12 protein-coding genes are annotated in these 16899 nt (G+C 70.3%); 8 read left to right on the top strand and 4 right to left on the bottom strand.

The features are described from left to right. The first annotated feature begins 177 nt into the window (after positions 1-177). From IEZ12_RS02365 to argF, 3 genes are all read left to right on the top strand, one after another. Positions 178-1977, top strand: a complete 1800-nt coding sequence (locus IEZ12_RS02365; protein WP_189270485.1) for a 3' terminal RNA ribose 2'-O-methyltransferase Hen1 — start codon at positions 178-180, stop codon at positions 1975-1977. Continuing rightward, positions 1974-4577, top strand: coding sequence for a polynucleotide kinase-phosphatase (locus tag IEZ12_RS02360; RefSeq protein WP_189270484.1), 2604 nt, complete (start codon positions 1974-1976; stop codon positions 4575-4577). The genes IEZ12_RS02365 and IEZ12_RS02360 overlap by 4 nt, the downstream gene beginning before the upstream one ends. Before the next feature lie 241 nt (positions 4578-4818). After that, a complete protein-coding gene (gene argF / locus IEZ12_RS02355) occupies positions 4819-5820 on the top strand; it encodes an ornithine carbamoyltransferase (protein ID WP_043914012.1) in 1002 nt (333 codons plus the stop codon). A gap of 112 nt (positions 5821-5932) precedes the next feature. On the opposite strand, the gene IEZ12_RS02350 is transcribed toward argF, so the two are convergent. From IEZ12_RS02350 to IEZ12_RS02335, 4 genes are all read right to left on the bottom strand, one after another. Further along, positions 5933-6481: a hypothetical protein gene (locus IEZ12_RS02350; protein WP_189270483.1), complete on the bottom strand. Its 549-nt coding sequence runs from the start codon at positions 6479-6481 to the stop codon at positions 5933-5935. 194 nt (positions 6482-6675) lie between these two features. Continuing rightward, on the bottom strand, positions 6676-7080 hold the full coding sequence (locus IEZ12_RS02345; RefSeq protein WP_043916367.1) for a type II toxin-antitoxin system VapC family toxin: 405 nt from the start codon (positions 7078-7080) through the stop codon (positions 6676-6678). 99 nt (positions 7081-7179) lie between these two features. Then, entirely contained in the window at positions 7180-8073 is an 894-nt protein-coding gene (locus IEZ12_RS02340) for a hypothetical protein (protein WP_189270482.1), read from the bottom strand. Positions 8074-8186: 113 nt separating this feature from the next. Then, positions 8187-8705, bottom strand: a complete 519-nt coding sequence (locus IEZ12_RS02335) for a SigE family RNA polymerase sigma factor (protein WP_100585667.1) — start codon at positions 8703-8705, stop codon at positions 8187-8189. Positions 8706-9021: 316 nt separating this feature from the next. Between IEZ12_RS02335 and acnA the strand changes: the two genes are divergently transcribed. From acnA to IEZ12_RS02310, 5 genes are all read left to right on the top strand, one after another. After that, positions 9022-11667, top strand: coding sequence for an aconitate hydratase AcnA (gene acnA / locus IEZ12_RS02330; RefSeq protein WP_189270481.1), 2646 nt, complete (start codon positions 9022-9024; stop codon positions 11665-11667). Positions 11668-11835: 168 nt separating this feature from the next. Continuing rightward, positions 11836-13152, top strand: coding sequence for a glycoside hydrolase family 18 protein (locus tag IEZ12_RS02325; RefSeq protein WP_189270480.1), 1317 nt, complete (start codon positions 11836-11838; stop codon positions 13150-13152). Positions 13153-13531: 379 nt separating this feature from the next. After that, the gene (ngcE, locus tag IEZ12_RS02320) at positions 13532-14938 is read left to right on the top strand and encodes an N-acetylglucosamine/diacetylchitobiose ABC transporter substrate-binding protein (RefSeq protein ID WP_043914007.1); all 1407 of its coding nucleotides are present in this window, start codon (positions 13532-13534) and stop codon (positions 14936-14938) included. Between the two features lie 76 nt (positions 14939-15014). Then, complete coding sequence (locus tag IEZ12_RS02315) at positions 15015-15947, top strand: carbohydrate ABC transporter permease (protein ID WP_043914005.1); 933 nt, start codon at positions 15015-15017, stop codon at positions 15945-15947. Positions 15948-15960: 13 nt separating this feature from the next. Further along, positions 15961-16899 (top strand): carbohydrate ABC transporter permease, encoded by a 939-nt coding sequence (locus tag IEZ12_RS02310; RefSeq protein WP_189270479.1) that lies wholly within the window; start codon positions 15961-15963, stop codon positions 16897-16899.

Here is a 16899-nt window from a genome sequence, read left to right as displayed (position 1 = left end):
CGGTGCCGTCGGCGGCGATGGTCGCCAGGCCGGCGGCCACCGCACCGCTTGCGGAAGTGGAGGTCTCAGCAGTCACATCCCGCACGTTAACCAATCAGGGCAAGGGCTGACCAACACGCTCACCGGACGGACAAAACCTGATGCCCGGAAACCGGCCCAACAGCCATACTCGGCCGGGTGTTCGTATCCATCTCCACCACCGGCACTGCCGAGAATCCTGCCTCCGACCTGGGCTTCCTCCTGCACAAGCACCCTGACAAGGTGCAGCGGTTCACCACCGCGCACGGCACCGCGCACGTCTTCTACCCCGAGTCCGGGGAGCAAACGTGCACCGCCGCGCTGCTGCTGGAGATCGACCCCGCGGCGCTGCTGCGCCACGGCCGCGGCAAGGGTCGCTCCGGGTCGCCCGACCTGGCCCTCGCCGAGTACGTCAACGACCGGCCGTACGCCGCGTCCTCGCTGCTCGCGGTGGCGCTGCGCACGGTGTTCCGGTCCGCGATGAAGGGCGAGTGCCCGCACCGCCCCGAGCTGCCCGGCCGGGCCATGCCGCTGCAGATCGTGCTGCCCTCCGTCCCGGTGGCGGGCGGCGGACCGGAGCTGGTGGACCGACTGTTCGCGCCGCTGGGCTGGCAGGTCGGAGCGACGCCCGTCCCGCTGGACGAGTCCTTCCCCGAGTGGGGCGACTCCCGGTACGTGCGACTCGAACTCACCGGCACCCTGCGGCTCGCCGACGCCCTGCAGCACCTGTACGTGCTGCTGCCGGTGCTGGACGGAGCCAAGCACTACTGGGTCGCGCCCGACGAGGTCGACAAGCTGCTGGCGGCCGGCCAGGGCTGGCTCGCCGACCACCCCGAACGCGCCCTGATCACCCGCCGCTACCTGTCCCGCCGCTGGTCGCTGACCCGGCTCGCGATGGAACGCCTCGCCCTGGCTCGCCTGGCCGAGGCCGACGACCGCGAGGCCGAGGAAATCGACAACGCTGTCCCCGACACTCCGGAGGAGGTGACTGCCACCGACCTGACCACCGACCCGTCCATCGACTCGGGTGCCGTTCTTTCGGCCGACGCCGCTGCGACTCCGGTACATCCGGTACAGGGGTTGCCGACCACAGAGCCGGAGTCGATACCGGAGTCGGATCCGGGCCGTTCCACCGTCTCCGGTGCCGGCACCGAGGGCGAGGCCGACGGCGAGGGCGCCGGGCGCGGCGAGTCGCTGGCGGCTCAGCGGCGCACCGCGATCCTGGCCGCGCTGGCTCGCACCGGTGCCGCCCGGGTGCTCGACCTGGGCTGCGGCCAGGGCGAGTTGGTGGGCGCGCTGCTCAAGGAGTCGCGGGTGACCGAAGTGCTCGGTGTGGACGTGTCCTCCCGGGCGCTGACGATCGCCGCCCGCCGACTGCGGCTGGACCGGATGCCGGAGCGCCTGGCGAGCCGGGTTCGGCTGGTCCAGGGCGCGCTGACGTACACCGATGCCCGGCTGAAGGGCTACGACGCGGCGGTGCTGTGCGAGGTGATCGAGCACCTCGACCTGCCCCGGCTGCCCGCGCTGGAGTACGCCGTGTTCGGTGCGGCCCGGCCGGCCGCGGTCGTGGTCACCACCCCGAACGCGGAGTACAACGTGCGCTGGGAGACCCTGCCCGCCGGACACCTGCGGCACGGCGACCACCGGTTCGAGTGGAACCGCGCCGAGTTCACCGCCTGGGCGGAGCAGGTGGCCGACAGCTTCGGCTACACGGTCGCGTTCGAGCCGGTCGGCCCGGTCGACCCGGAGGTCGGCGCGCCCACCCAGCTCGCACACTTCCGCCTCACCGAGCCCGCTCCGACCACCGCCGAAACCGCAGGAACGACCGCCACCACCGACCGCGCCACCACTATCGACAACACCATCACCGACCCCACCGCCACCGACCGCACGACCGCCACCGACCGCACCGACGCCCCGTCGAACGACCTCGCCCCGGAAGGGAGCGCCCACCGATGACCACCGAAACCCTGGAGGCCGGCACCCCCACCGGCCGGCGCCTCCCCGTCACCGACGTCTCGCTGGTGGTGCTGATCGGCAGCACCGGCGCCGGAAAGTCGAGCTTTGCCAGGAAGCACTTCCTGCCCACCCAGGTGATCTCGTCGGACTCCTGCCGGGGGCTGGTCTCCGACGACGAGAACGATCAGTCCGCCTCGGCCGACGCCTTCGACGTGCTGCACTACATCGTCGGCAAGCGGCTCGCGGCCGGCCGGCTCACCGTGGTCGACGCCACCAACGTGCAGCAGCACGCCAGGCGTGCGCTGATCGCACTGGCCCGGGAGCACCACGTGCTGCCGATCGCGATCGTGCTGGACGTGCCCGCCGAGGTGTGCGCCGAACGCAACCGGGCCCGGCCGGACCGGCAGCTGCCGGCCCACGTGATCCCCCGCCACCAGCGCGACCTGCGGCGCTCGTTGCGCGGCCTGGAGCGCGAGGGCTTCCGCAAGGTGCACGTGCTGCGCGGGGTCGAGGAGATCGAGCACGCCGAGATCGTCCCGGAGAAGCGGTACAACGACCTGCGGCACCTGACCGGCCCGTTCGACATCATCGGTGACATCCACGGCTGCCGCTCCGAGCTGGAGACCCTGCTCGGCCGGCTCGGCTACACGATCACCCGCGACGAAGCGGGCCGCCCGATTGACGCGGCCCACCCGGACGGCCGGACCGCCGTGTTCGTCGGCGACCTGGTCGACCGCGGCCCGGACAGCCCGGGCGTGCTGCGCCTGGTGATGGGCATGGTCGCGGCCGGCCACGCACTCTGCGTGCCCGGAAACCACGAGAACAAGCTCGGCCGCTGGATGGACGGCCGCAAGGTCACCGTTTCGCACGGCCTGCAGGAGACGATCGATCAGCTGTCCGGCGAGAGCGAGGAGTTCCGCGCCCAGGTGCGGGCGTTCATGCGCGGCCTGGTCAGCCACTACCTGCTGGACGGCGGCGAGCTGGTGGTCTGCCACGCCGGTCTGCCGGAGAAGCTCCACGGCCGGGCCTCCGGCCGGGTCCGCTCGCACGCGCTGTACGGCGAGACCACCGGCGAGACCGACGAGTACGGCCTGCCGGTGCGCTACCCATGGGCCGAGGAGTACCGCGGCCGCGCCATGGTGGTCTACGGCCACACTCCGGTGCCGGTGGCGAGCTTCCTCAACAACACCATCTGCCTGGACACCGGCTGCGTCTTCGGCGGCAACCTCACCGCGCTGCGCTACCCGGAGCGGGAGATCGTCGGCGTGCCCGCCGAACAGGAGTGGTACGAGCCGGTCCGCCCGCTGCGCGCGGACGCGCCCGGCGGCCGGGAGGGCCGTCCGCTGGACCTCGCCGACGTGGCCGGCCGCCGCGTGGTGGAGACCGCCACCCTCGGCAACGTCTCCGTCCGGGAGGAGAACGCCGCCGCCGCGCTGGAGGTGATGAGCCGCTTCGCGCTCGACCCGCGGCTGCTCGCCTACCTGCCGCCGACCATGGCGCCCTCGCCGACCTCCCGTCGCGAAGGCTTCCTGGAACACCCCGAGGAGGCGTTCTTCGCCTACCGGCACGACGGGGTGCGGCAGGTGATCTGCGAGGAGAAGCACATGGGCTCCCGCGCCGTCGTCCTGGTCGCCCGCGACGACACCGCGCTGGACAAGCGCTTCGGCCTGCCCGGCCGGGGCGCGATCTGGACCAGGACCGGCCGCGCCTTCCTGTCCGACGAGCAGCTCACCGACGCGATACTCGACCGGCTGCGGGGCGCCGCCGAGCAGTCCGGCCTGTTCGACGAACTCGACACCGACTGGCTGCTGCTGGACGCCGAGCTGATGCCGTGGTCGCTGAAGGCCGTCGAGCTGCTGCGTCGCCAGTACGCCGCGGTCGGCGCGGCCGCCGGCGCCGCGCTGCCCGTCGCGCTCGACGCCCTCGCCCGGGCCGCCGCCCGCGGCCTGGACGTGGTGGAGCTGACGGACCGCCAGCAGCAGCGCGCCGCCGACGCGCTGGCCTTCACCGAGGCGTACCGGCGCTACTGCTGGCCGACCGAGGGCCTCGACGGCATCCGGCTGGCCCCGTTCCAGCTGCTCGCCGCCGAGGGCGCCAACCTGGCGCTGCGCCCGCACACCGAGCACCTCGACCTGATCGACCGCCTGGTGGACGCCGACCACCGGCTCGCGGCGGAGGCCGACGGCGTCACTCCGGTGCTGCACCGCACCGGGCGGATGCTGGTCGACACCGAGGACGAGTCCTCGGTGGCCGCCGCCGTCGCCTGGTGGGAGGAGCTGACCGGTGCGGGCGGCGAGGGCATGGTGGTCAAGCCAGTCGAGGCGCTGCACCGCGAGAGCAACGGGCGGCCGGTCCAGCCCGGGCTGAAGGTCCGCGGCCGTGAGTACCTGCGGATCATCTACGGCCCGGACTACACCCAGCAGCTGGACCGACTGCGGCAGCGCTCGCTGGCCCACAAGCGCTCGCTCGCCCTGCGCGAGTACGCGCTCGGCCTGGAGGCGCTGGACCGGCTGGCGGCCGGCGAGCCGCTCTGGCGGGTGCACGAGGCGGTGTTCGCGGTGCTGGCCCTGGAGTCCGAGCCGGTCGACCCCCGTCTCTGACACCACCCGAGGGGAGTCCCGCTCCCGACCGCGCCCGGGGCGGACGGTTCGCCGTCTACCCCCGGGCCCGGTCGCCCGCCCCGGGTCCGCCGTTTCGCTGCCGGCCTCGCTGTCCCGCTGCTGTCCTCGCCGTCCCGCCGTCCGCCGTCTTGGGCAGGCTCAGCAGCCTCGATGTGCATGATTATTCGATGACTCGTATACACTTCCTACTTCGGCCCATTGACTGACCCAGGAGACGGGTATGGCGTTCAACCTCCGGAACAGGCACTTCCTCAAGGAGATCGACTTCACTCCCCAGGAGTTCCGTCACCTGGTCGACCTCTCCGCGCAGCTCAAGGCCGCCAAGTACGCCGGTACCGAGCAGCCGCGGCTGCGGGGCAAGAACATCGCGCTGATCTTCGCCAAGACCTCCACCCGCACCCGCTGCGCGTTCGAGGTGGCGGCCCACGACCAGGGCGCGTCCACCACCTACCTGGACCCGGCGGGGTCGCAGATGGGCCACAAGGAGTCGATCAAGGACACCGCCCGGGTGCTGGGCCGGATGTTCGACGGCATCGAGTACCGGGGCGACGGCCAGGAGATCGTCGAGGAGCTGGCCGCCCACGCCGGCGTCCCGGTCTGGAACGGCCTGACCGACGAGTGGCACCCCACCCAGATGCTGGCCGACGTGCTCACCATCCAGGAGCACTCCACCAAGCCGCTGAGCGAGACCACCCTGGTCTACCTCGGCGACGCCCGCTCCAACATGGGCAACTCGCTGCTGGTCACCGGCGCGCTGCTGGGCATGGACATCCGGATCGTCACCCCGGCGCAGCTGTGGCCGTCGGAGGAAGTTCAGAAGGCCGCCCACACGCTGGCCGAGGCCAGCGGCGCCATGATCACGCTGACCGAGGACGTGGCGGCGGGCGTGGCCGGCGCGGACTTCCTGTACACCGACGTCTGGGTGTCGATGGGCGAGCCCAAGGAGGTCTGGGCCGAACGGATCGCCCTGCTGAAGCCCTACCAGGTCTCGATGGACACGGTGCGCGCCACCGGCAACCCGGCGGTCAAGTTCATGCACTGCCTGCCCGCCTACCACGACCTCGGCACCGAGATCGGCCGGCAGATGTTCGAACTCACCGGCATGGCCGAACTGGAGTGCACCGACGAGCTCTTCGAGTCGCCGCACTCCGTGGTCTTCGACCAGGCCGAGAACCGCCTGCACACCATCAAGGCCGTGATGGTGGCGACCCTCGGCTCCTGACGCTCCCGGCCCCCCGGCTCCGAGGCGCCCGCTCCCGAGGCCGGTCCCGCCACCCGGTCCCGCCGCCCGCTCCGAGGCCCTGGCCGCCGGGCGCTCGTTTCCGGGCGCGGGTTCAGAAGTCGACGTCCACGCAGCCCACCCGGTCGGTGGGCGCGTGGGCTCCGGCGTCGGGGCCGGCGTGCAGCACCAGCGAGTGCGCCTCGTCGTGCCGGAACGTCCAGGGGACGGTCGCCGAGGCGTCGCCGCCCCCGCCGGGGTCGGTGCGCACCGTCATCCGGACTTCGTTGTCCGCGGCGTCCGAGCCCGTCGTGTGCTGGTAGTGCGGTCCGGACGCCGCGGGGTCGGTGGCGCAGTGGCCCGTGTGCACGTGCGCCGGGAACTCGTGCGAGCCGGCCACCTCGGCGAGTTCCACCGCGACGGTCGTCCGGCCCGCCTCCCGGTGGACGGTGACCCGCACCTGCGCGCCGTACGGCACCAGGTCGGGCGCGTGGGTGATCGCCTTGGCGGGGACGATGCCGTTCGCCCGGTCGAACTGGGCGTCCACCACCTGGTCGGGGACGGCCGCGGCGGGCGTCCCGCCGGGGCCGACGATTTCGGGCGGCCCGATCGGCAGCAGGGTGAGCGGCACCAGCAGTGCACCGGCGGCGGAGGACAGGGGCATCGCGGACCTTCCGACGGACCGTCAGGGAACACCGCCCACCGTGGCCGCCGCCCGCCCCGTCACGCACGTCGCCGTGCCGCAGCACCGCCCGCAGTCACCCGTACGAGAACGCCCGGTCGGGCCCGGCCCGGCAGCCCTTGTCGGACCGGGCGGGCCGGAGACCGGCCGGCCGACCGACCGCCCGTCCGCCCGGCTCAGCCGGCGGCGGTGATGCCGCGGATCTCGCAGCGCGGCCCGCTGGCGCGCATCAGTCGCAGGTCGGCGGTGATCAGCGGGGCGCCGCAGTGTTCGGCGACCGCGACGTAGGCGGCGTCGTCCGGGGTCAGGTTGTCCTTGAGTTCCCAGATCCGGCCGAGCAGCGGCGCGATCTCCATCTTCCGGATCGTCAGCTCCGGCAGTCGTTGGGCGATCCGGGCCGCCTGCTCGGCGGTCACCTCCTTGGCGAGGTAGAGCCCGCGCAGCGACTGCATCACCTCGATCAGCACGTGTTCGGGCGCGACCCAGTCGGGGTCGGCGGCCAGTGCGGCCCGGGCTGCGGCCCCTCGCGGGCCCTGGTCGGCGAGCGAGAGCACCACCGCGGAAGCGTCCACCACGATCACCCGCCCACGGTAGCCCGCGCGCACCGCGGCCCGGCACCGGGGTGCCCGACGACGGATCCGGCCCGCCGATCAGGTCCCGCACGGCTGCCTACTGCACGGTCACCGCGCGGTCCCGCTCGACGGCGCGTCGGAGCGGGTGTCCTTGGCCGGTTCCTGCACCACCGAACTCGGCCGGCCCGTCGAACTCGGCCGGCCCGTCGGGCTCCTGCCGAGGTCGGGCGTCGGCTGCGCGCCGAGGTCTGCGGGCTCCTCCCGTGCGACGAGGGCCGACCAGTCCGGGTCGGTCGTCCAGCGCGTGATGTTCTGCCAGGTCACCAGCGGCGCGTTCCCGTCGGCGCCGGTGGCGACCAGGGTGACCAGCAATCCGTCGCCCCGCCGCAGCTCCGCCACGTAGCTGAGCTGCCCGGCCTCGTCGTTTCTGGTGACGGCGATCCCGGTGCCGCCGGCGCCGGCGAGAATCGCGCACTTCTCGCCGACGGGGCGGGTGGCGCAGTCGAGGCGGTCGGACGGCCACGGCGAGCGGCCGTCGGTCGGGGCCGTCAGCTGGATCCTGAGGGTGCCGGTGCGGTCGTCGCCGAGGCTGTGCAGGCCGGCCAGGAAGACGGTCTGCACCTCTGCGTCGGAGGTGGAGCGGCGGCCGTCCCAGGTGTCGACGACCAGCATCGGGCCGAGCAGCTTGCCCAGCAGGGCCCGGGCGTTGAAGCCGTTCACCGGCACCAGGCCCGACGGCAGGGTCGACTGCGGCGTGGGAACGGGGGGCATCGATCCGCCGGCACCGGGGGAGACGGAGAGGGCGGGCGGGGCGGGGCGCAGCAGCAGTCCGCCGCCGAGGGCCAGGCCGGCGACCGCGAGGACCGTCCCGGCGAGCGCGGCCCGCCGTCGCAGCCGGATGGCCCGGCCTTCGGCGGTGGCTCCGGCGACGAGCAGGCCGAGGTCGGGCACGGCGTCGCCGACCGCCCGTTCGAAGACGTCGCTCAGCTCCTGCTCGGGCATCGGGGCGTTCTCGCTTTCTGACGGCGCATCGGTCGGTTCGGCGGGCCGGTCGGCCGGACGGTTCTCCGCAGGGGCGGCGGGGCCCGGCTGGCGGGGGCGGGGCGGAGGTCCGGTCACGGGACGAGGGTGTGCAGCTGCGGGGCGAGCTGGCGGCGCAGCCGGGTGAGGGCGCGCAGCGCGCGGACCCGGACGGTGCCGGGGGCGAGCTGGAGTTCCGCGGCGGTCTCTTCGACGCTGCGGTCCTCCCAGTAGCGCAGTACCAGGACGGCCCGGTCCTTGGGCGGCAGTTCGGCGAGGGCGGCGAGCAGGGCGACGCGCAGTGCGGGGTCGGTGTCGGGGGCGGCCTGTTCGGGGAGCAGGTCGAGGCCGGGCAGTTCGCTGCTGCGGCGCAGCCGGCGGTGCGAGAGGTAGCAGCGCAGCAGCACGGTGCGGGCGTAGGCGACGGGGTTGTCGGCCTGCCTGACCCGGCCCCAGGAGGCGTAGATGCGGGCGAGCGCGGTCTGGGTGAGGTCCTCGGCGAGGTGCCAGTCGCCGCACAGCAGCAGGGCGGTGCGGAACAGCGCGGTGCCGCGGGCGTGCGCGAACTCCTCGAACTCGCGCCGCTCCTCGGCCCTTCGCCGCCCCACCGCCATCCGCACCCCTCGTCACGTGCCGGGTTCCGGCGGCGCTGCGGGCTGGACGCGGAGCCGCTCGGTCATGAGGACAGATGCGCCGGGGCTGCGGTTGCGTTACAGGATGTGCCGGTGAAGTTTGGACGGAGCCATGCACTATGGTTTATCTCGACATCGAGATACATTCGGCGTTAGACTTTATCTTGACGTCAAGATACTTGCCGAGAGGCGCAGGCCCCGCGTCCGGCGGGCCTTCCATCATCGGCTCGGTGGGCCGGCGGCCGTCAGGTTAGCCAAGCCTTACCTTATCACCGGGTGGACCAAGAAGGAGTCAGTCGTGTCCGCGAACAGCTTCGACGCCCGCAGCTCGCTGCAGGTGGGCGACGAGTCGTACGAGATCTTCAAGCTCTCCGCCGTCGAGGGTTCCGAGCGGCTGCCGTACAGCCTCAAGGTCCTGCTGGAGAACCTGCTCCGCACCGAGGACGGCGCCAACATCACCGCCGACCACATCCGCGCGCTGGGCGGCTGGGACCCGACGGCCGAGCCGTCCGAGGAGATCCAGTTCACCCCGGCCCGCGTGATCATGCAGGACTTCACCGGCGTGCCCTGCGTGGTCGACCTGGCCACCATGCGCGAGGCCGTGAAGGAGCTGGGCGGCGACCCGTCCAAGATCAACCCGCTGGCGCCGGCCGAGCTGGTCATCGACCACTCCGTCATCGCCGACAAGTTCGGCACCCCGGACGCCTTCGTCCAGAACGTCGAGATCGAGTACGGCCGCAACAAGGAGCGCTACCAGTTCCTGCGCTGGGGCCAGACCGCGTTCGACGAGTTCAAGGTCGTCCCGCCGGGCACCGGCATCGTCCACCAGGTGAACATCGAGCACCTGGCCCGCACCGTCATGGTCCGCAACGGCCAGGCGTACCCGGACACCTGCGTCGGCACCGACTCGCACACCACCATGGTCAACGGCCTGGGCGTGCTGGGCTGGGGCGTCGGCGGCATCGAGGCCGAGGCCGCGATGCTCGGCCAGCCGGTCTCGATGCTGATCCCGCGCGTGGTCGGCTTCAAGCTCAACGGCCAGCTGCCCGCCGGCACCACCGCCACCGACCTGGTGCTCACCATCACCGAGATGCTGCGCAAGCACGGTGTGGTCGGCAAGTTCGTCGAGTTCTACGGCGAGGGCGTCACCTCGATCCCGCTGGCGAACCGCGCCACCATCGGCAACATGTCGCCGGAGTTCGGCTCGACCTGTGCGATCTTCCCGATCGACGCCGAGACCATCAACTACCTGAAGCTCACCGGCCGCGACGCGCAGCAGCTCGCCCTGGTCGAGGCGTACGCCAAGGAGCAGGGCCTCTGGCACGACCCGTCGGTCGAGCCGGTCTACTCCGAGTACCTGGAGCTGGACGTCTCCACCGTCGTCCCGTCGATCTCCGGCCCGAAGCGCCCGCAGGACCGGGTGATCCTGGCCGAGGCCGCCGAGAAGTTCGCCGAGGCGCTGCCGACCTACTCCGCCGAGGCCTCGAAGCCGACCGCGGTCACCGCGGCCGACGGCTCGACCTACGCGATCGACAACGGCGCGGTCGTGATCGCCTCGATCACCTCCTGCACCAACACCTCCAACCCCTCCGTCATGCTGGGCGCCGCCCTGCTGGCGAAGAAGGCCGTGGAGAAGGGCCTCACGGTCAAGCCGTGGGTCAAGACCACCCTGGCGCCCGGCTCCAAGGTCGTCATGGACTACTACGAGAAGGCCGGCCTGCTCCCGTACATGGAGAAGCTGGGCTTCAACCTGGTCGGCTACGGCTGCGTCACCTGCATCGGCAACTCGGGCCCGCTGCCCGAGGAGGTCTCCGCCGCGGTGAACGAGTCCGACCTCGCGGTCGTCTCGGTGCTCTCCGGCAACCGCAACTTCGAGGGCCGGATCAACCCGGACGTCAAGATGAACTACCTGGCGTCCCCGCCGCTGGTGGTCGCCTACGCCCTCGCCGGCAACATGAACATCGACCTGACCAAGGACGCGCTGGGCCAGGACGCCGACGGCAACGACGTCTTCCTCGCCGACATCTGGCCGTCCGAGCAGGAGGTCGCCAACGCGGTCGCCGGCTCGATCGACGAGGCCATGTTCGACAAGGGCTACCAGGACGTCTTCGCCGGCGACCACCGCTGGCAGTCGCTCCCGGTCCCGACCGGCAACACCTTCGAGTGGGACGCCGAGTCGACCTACGTCCGGAAGCCCCCGTACTTCGAGGGCATGGCCAAGACCCCGAGCCCGGTGACGGACATCGCCGGCGCCCGCGTGCTGGCCAAGCTGGGCGACTCGGTCACCACCGACCACATCTCCCCGGCCGGCAACATCAAGCCGGGCACCCCGGCGGCGCAGTACCTCACCGAGCACGGTGTGGAGAAGCGTGACTTCAACTCCTACGGCTCGCGCCGTGGCAACCACGAGGTCATGATCCGCGGCACCTTCGCCAACATCCGCCTGCGCAACCAGATCGCGCCGGGCACCGAGGGCGGCTACACCCGCGACTTCACCCAGGCTGACGCGCCGGTGTCGTTCATCTACGACGCCTCGCAGAACTACCAGGCCGCGGGCATCCCGCTGGTGGTCCTGGCCGGCAAGGAGTACGGCTCCGGCTCGTCCCGCGACTGGGCGGCCAAGGGCACCGCGCTGCTCGGCGTCAAGGCCGTCATCGCCGAGTCCTACGAGCGCATCCACCGCTCCAACCTGATCGGCATGGGCGTCCTGCCGCTGCAGTTCCCGGCCGGCCAGAACGCCGACTCGCTGGGCCTGACCGGCGAGGAGACCTTCGAGTTCACCGGTGTCACCGAGCTGAACGAGGGTCGTACCCCGAAGACCGTCAAGGTCAAGGCCGGTGCTGTCGAGTTCGACGCGGTGGTGCGCATCGACACCCCCGGTGAGGCGGACTACTACCGCAACGGCGGCATCCTGCAGTACGTGCTGCGCAGCCTGATCGGCTGACAAGGCGTCACCGAAGAGCCGCACTGCCCCGCGAGGGGCGGTGCGGCTCTTTGCCATTTCTTGGAGGAATCCCGGCCATCCCCTTGTGCGGCGCCCGCAGGGTGGACTAGACCTCTCCATCAGCACTTGGTCCATACCAATTGACGCTGAATCGGAGAGATTCACGGAATGACCACCAGACGAACCTCCGCACTCCTCGCCGCCGCGACCATCGGCGCCCTGCTCGTCTCCCCGGCCACCGCGCAGGCCCAGGAGAAGGGCCACCGGCTGAACGGCCAGCGGGTCGGCTACTTCACCCAGTGGGGCATCTACAGCGGGTTCTCCGCCAAGAAGGTCCAGGACAGCGGCCAGGCCGGCCGGCTGACCGTGATCAACTACGCCTTCGGCAACGTCTCCGCCGACGGCTCCTGCTTCGAGGCGAACGCGGCCGGGGTGGGCGACGCCTGGGCCGACTACCAGCGCCCGGTGGGCGCCGAGGAGTCGGTGGACGGCGTGGCGGACGCCCCGGGCCAGGCGCTCAAGGGCAACTTCAACCAGCTGCGCAAGCTGAAGGCGAAGAACCCGCAGCTGCGCGCGGTGATCTCGCTGGGCGGCTGGAGCTGGTCCAAGCACTTCTCGGACGCGGCGCTCACCGACGCCTCCCGGAAGAAGTTCGTCTCCTCCTGCATCGACCTGTACCTCAAGGGCAACCTGCCGCAGCTGGGCTCGGCCGAGGGCGGCGCGGGCGCGGGCGCCGGCGTGTTCGACGGCATCGACATCGACTGGGAGTACCCGGGCAGCCCGGGCGACGAGGGCAACGTGGTGCGTCCCGAGGACGGGCGGAACTTCACCCTGCTGATGCAGGAGTTCCGCACCCAGCTGGACGCGCTGTCCGGCAGGAAGGGCCCGCACTACCTGCTCACCGCGGCGGTGCCGGCCGGCGAGTCCGCGGTCGACAAGTTCGAGATCGACAAGGTCGCCAGGTCGGTGGACTGGCTGAACCTGATGGCTTACGAGCTGCACGGCCCGTGGGAGACCAAGGGCCCGACCAACCACGAGTCGAACCTGTACTCCGACCCGAACGACCCCACCGGGCTGCAGCTGAGCGTGGACCGGCTGGTCGGCGCCTACACGGACCGCGGCCTGCCGTCGAAGAAGGCCGTGGTGGGCGTCCCGCTCTACGGCTTCGGCTGGACGGGCGTGCCGGGCGGTCCGCGGGGCAGCGGCCTGTACCAGTCGGCCACCGGGCTGGCCCGCGGCGGCACCCTGTCCTACAAGCAGATCAAGGAGCTGCCCGGCACGGTCCACAACGACCGGGCGCACGGGGCGAGCTGGAAGTTCGACGGCACCGACTTCTGGACGTACGACACCCCGGAGCTGGCCACCCGCAAGGCCCGCTACGTCCGGGAGAACGACCTGGGCGGGGTGATGGTCTGGTCGCTGGACGGCGACGATGCCCAGGGCGGCATGATCGCCGCGCTGGACAAGGGGCTTCGGGACGACTGAGGATAACTGAGGGTTCGTCAGGCGCTCACCGATGCGCGGCTTCGTCGTCACGGTTCTCGAACCGTAATGCGCGAAGCTGCGCATTTCTATGTTCAAACGAACATTTGCGCGCTAGATTCGCGCTCATGGCTGGCGCGGACACGTAATGTGCAGGGTCCCTGCACATTGCACATGCTGCACCGCCGACAACGCTTTGACTGTCAGGTTTGTTATCAGACCGGCGGCCTATTGCTGTCAGATGAACAGTGGACTATACCTTTGCGCATCATCACACAGCCTCTGACCGGCATCTTCGCCGCTGGGCACCTTTCGGGCCAAGGAAGTTGACGTGACGTCAGCTTCGGCTCACATCTTCTGGAACTGAGGGGTTAGGGCACGCATGGGCTCTGCAACTGAGTACAACCGCCGCGACCTGTTCAAGCGCGCGGCCGCGATCACCGTCCTGGCGGCCGGCAGCAGCTCGCTGCTCGCGGCCTGCGCCGGCGGTACCGGGAGCTCCGACAAGGGCACCAAGGCGGCCGGCGGCTACAACTTGAGCGACGCCAAGAACCCGTTCGGGGTGAAGGACGCCGACGGTCTTGAGGTCTTCATCTTCGACGGCGGCTACGGCAACGAGTACGCCAAGGCGTTCGAGGCGATCTACTCGAAGCAGTTCCCGGGTGCGAAGATCAACCACCAGGCCGACAAGGACGTCACCGGCAAGCTGCAGCCGCGCTTCAACGCCGGCTCCCCGCCGGACGTCATCGACGACTCGGGCGCCAAGCAGATGAAGCTGGACGTCCTCGCGGACTCCAACCAGCTCACCGACCTGGCCCCGCTGCTGGACGCGCCGTACATCGACGACCCGTCGAAGAAGATCCGCGACGTGCTGATGCCCGGCACGATCGACTCCGGCACGGTCAAGGGCAAGGTCTACAACCTGTCCTACGTGTACACCGTGTTCGGCTGGTGGTACTCCGGCAAGCTGTTCAAGGACAACGGCTGGACCGCGCCGAAGACCTGGGCCGAGTTCATCACCCTGTGCGAGCAGATCAAGGCCAAGGGCATCGCCCCGGTCGCGCACCAGGGCAAGTACCCGTACTACATCAACGTCGTCATGATGGACATGATCGCCAAGCAGGGCGGCCTGGACCTCATGAAGCGGATCGACTCCCTCGACGCCGCCGCGTGGGACGACCCGGCCGTGAAGACCGTGCTCGACGCGTTCTACCAGATCGTCGACAAGGACTTCCTGCTCCCCGGCACCAACGGCATGACCCACACCGAGTCGCAGACGGCGTGGAACCAGTACAAGGCCGCGTTCATCCCGTCCGGCTCCTGGCTGGAGAACGAGCAGCTGCCGACCACCCCGGCCGACTTCGACATGAAGTTCCTGCCGATGCCGTCGCTGCCCGGCGACAAGCTGCCCTTCGAGGCCATCCGGGCCGGCGCAGGCGAGCCGTTCATCGTCCCGTCGAAGGCCAAGAACGTGGCCGGCGGCCTGGAGTTCCTGCGGATGATGCTGACCAAGGAGGCCTCGGGCAAGTTCGCCCAGACCGCCAACAGCCTCACCTGCCTGAAGGACGGTGTCGGCCCGGAGGTCCAGCTGAAGCCGGGCACCGCCTCCACCGTGGTGGCACTGAAGGCCGCGGGCGACAAGACCTTCAACTTCCAGTACCCGAACACCGCTTCGAAGTTCGACGAGGACCTGCAGAACGCCTCGGGCGAGCTGATGGCCAAGCGCATCACTCCCGCCGAGTGGATCAAGCGCGCCAAGGAATCGGCCACCAAGAACAAGACCGCCTGATCGGTCACTCGATCAACGCACCGGGGGCATCGAGACGCCCCCGGTGCGTCTTCCTGACGGACAGGAGAAAGTGACCATGCGTCACGGCAAGTACCCCTTCATCGTGGGGTTCCTCTTCCTTCCGATCGTGCTGTACGTCGGCCTGGTGCTCTGGCCGTACCTGCAGACCTTCGGATACTCCCTGACCAACTGGTCCGGGGCGAGCCAGGAGATGGATTTCATCGGCCTGGACAACTACACGAGACTCCTCGATGACGAGGTCTTCGCCGGTGCCCTCTGGCACAACCTGCTGCTGCTGATCCTGCTGCCGGTCGTCACCATCCTGATCGCGCTGTTCTTCGCCTTCATGCTGAACGTCGGCGGCAAGGGCGGCACCGGCGGCGTGCAGGGCGTCAAGGGCGCGCCGTTCTACAAGGTCGTCTTCTTCTTCCCGCAGGTGCTGTCGATCGCCATCCTCGCCGTGCTCTGGGGCGCGGTGTACCGCACCGACCAGTCCGGCCTGGCCAACGGCATCCTGATCAAGCTCGGCCTGGCCACCGTGAACGACCCGGTGCAGTGGCTGTCCGACCCCGACCTGGTCATGTGGTGCGTGCTGGCGGTGCTGGTCTGGTCCGGCGTCGGCTTCTACCTGGTGCTGTTCTCGGCCGCCATGCAGGGCATCCCGAAGGACATCTACGAGGCCGCCCTGCTGGACGGCGCCAAGCGCGGCCAGACCTTCTTCAAGATCACCCTGCCGCTGCTCTGGGAGACCGTCCAGACCGCCTGGGTCTACCTGGCCATCGTCGCCATGGACGCCTTCGCGCTGGTCTCCTCGATCACTCCCGGCGCGTACTTCGGCGGTGGTCCCGACCACCACAGCGAGCTCATCTCGACCTACCTGATGCGCAGCTTCCTGCGCAACGGCGAGGCGGGCTACGCCTGTGCGATGGGTGTGGTGATCTTCTTCTTCACCCTCATTCTGACCATCGTCTCGCTGTGGGCCACCAAGCGCGACAAGATCGAGTACTGAGCGGGGACCGGACATGACCACTCTCGACAAGACCGCGAGCGTCCCCGGTCAGCGCGGCACCAAGCCCGAGCCGGGCAAGGACCAGCGCTTCGCCGACGGCGGCGGCGTACTGAACGTCTTCTCGCACGGCTTCCTGGCCGTCTGGGCCGTGCTGATCCTCCTGCCGCTGCTCTGGGTCGTCCTCGGCTCGTTCAAGACCGACGCGCAGATCAACGGCTCGGCCTGGAGCTGGCCGGCCCACTGGGGCTTCGACGCCTTCTCCCGCGCCTGGTCCAAGGGCATCGGCGGCTTCTTCGCCAACACCGTCATCGTGCTGCTGGGCTCCGTCACGCTGACCATGCTGCTCGGCTCGATGGCCGCCTACGTGCTGGCCCGCTACGAGTTCAAGGGCAACCGGTTCATCTACTACCTGTTCGTCGCGGGTTCGATGTTCCCGGTGTACCTGGCCCTGGTGCCGCTGTTCTTCATGGTCCGCAACCTCGGTGAGATCTCGCCGTACCTCGGCCTGAACAGCTACGCCGGCCTGATCCTGGTGTACGTCGCCTACTCGCTGCCGTTCACCGTGTTCTTCATGTACTCGTTCTTCCGCACCCTGCCGAGCGCGGTGCACGAGGCCGCGATGCTGGACGGCTGCTCGCACACCCGGACGTTCTTCCAGATCATGGTGCCGATGGCCAAGCCCGGCCTGATCAGCGTGGGCATCTTCAACGTGCTCGGCCAGTGGAACCAGTACATCCTGCCGGTCACCCTGATGCAGCCCACCACGGCCGGCGAGGCCGACCACTCGATGCTCGCCCAGGGCCTGGTCAACCTGGCCCTGCAGTCCGGCTACAAGAGCGACGCCCCGGCGCTGTTCGCCGGCATGACGATCGCGATGCTGCCGGTGCTGGTGGTGTACCTGTCCTTCCAGCGCCAGGTCCAGGCGGGTCTGACCTCCGCCACCCTCAAGTAG

Source organism: Kitasatospora griseola (assembly GCF_014648555.1).
Lineage (GTDB): Bacteria > Actinomycetota > Actinomycetes > Streptomycetales > Streptomycetaceae > Kitasatospora > Kitasatospora griseola.
The sequence above is the reverse complement of the archived record's forward strand: the minus strand, read 5'-3'. Positions and strand labels throughout refer to the sequence as shown.

What these genes read in the sequence shown, in the direction of transcription:
- IEZ12_RS02310 (WP_189270479.1), top strand. Translation starts at nt 15,961, where the DNA reads ATGACCACTCTCGACAAGACCGCGAGCGTCCCCGGTCAGCGCGGCACC.
- IEZ12_RS02335 (WP_100585667.1), bottom strand. Translation starts at nt 8,705, where the DNA reads ATGGCGGTGGGGCGGCGAAGGGCCGAGGAGCGGCGCGAGTTCGAGGAG.
- IEZ12_RS02340 (WP_189270482.1), bottom strand. Translation starts at nt 8,073, where the DNA reads ATGCCCGAGCAGGAGCTGAGCGACGTCTTCGAACGGGCGGTCGGCGAC.
- ngcE (WP_043914007.1), top strand. Translation starts at nt 13,532, where the DNA reads ATGGGCTCTGCAACTGAGTACAACCGCCGCGACCTGTTCAAGCGCGCG.
- argF (WP_043914012.1), top strand. Translation starts at nt 4,819, where the DNA reads ATGGCGTTCAACCTCCGGAACAGGCACTTCCTCAAGGAGATCGACTTC.
- IEZ12_RS02350 (WP_189270483.1), bottom strand. Translation starts at nt 6,481, where the DNA reads ATGCCCCTGTCCTCCGCCGCCGGTGCACTGCTGGTGCCGCTCACCCTG.
- IEZ12_RS02315 (WP_043914005.1), top strand. Translation starts at nt 15,015, where the DNA reads ATGCGTCACGGCAAGTACCCCTTCATCGTGGGGTTCCTCTTCCTTCCG.
- IEZ12_RS02360 (WP_189270484.1), top strand. Translation starts at nt 1,974, where the DNA reads ATGACCACCGAAACCCTGGAGGCCGGCACCCCCACCGGCCGGCGCCTC.
- IEZ12_RS02325 (WP_189270480.1), top strand. Translation starts at nt 11,836, where the DNA reads ATGACCACCAGACGAACCTCCGCACTCCTCGCCGCCGCGACCATCGGC.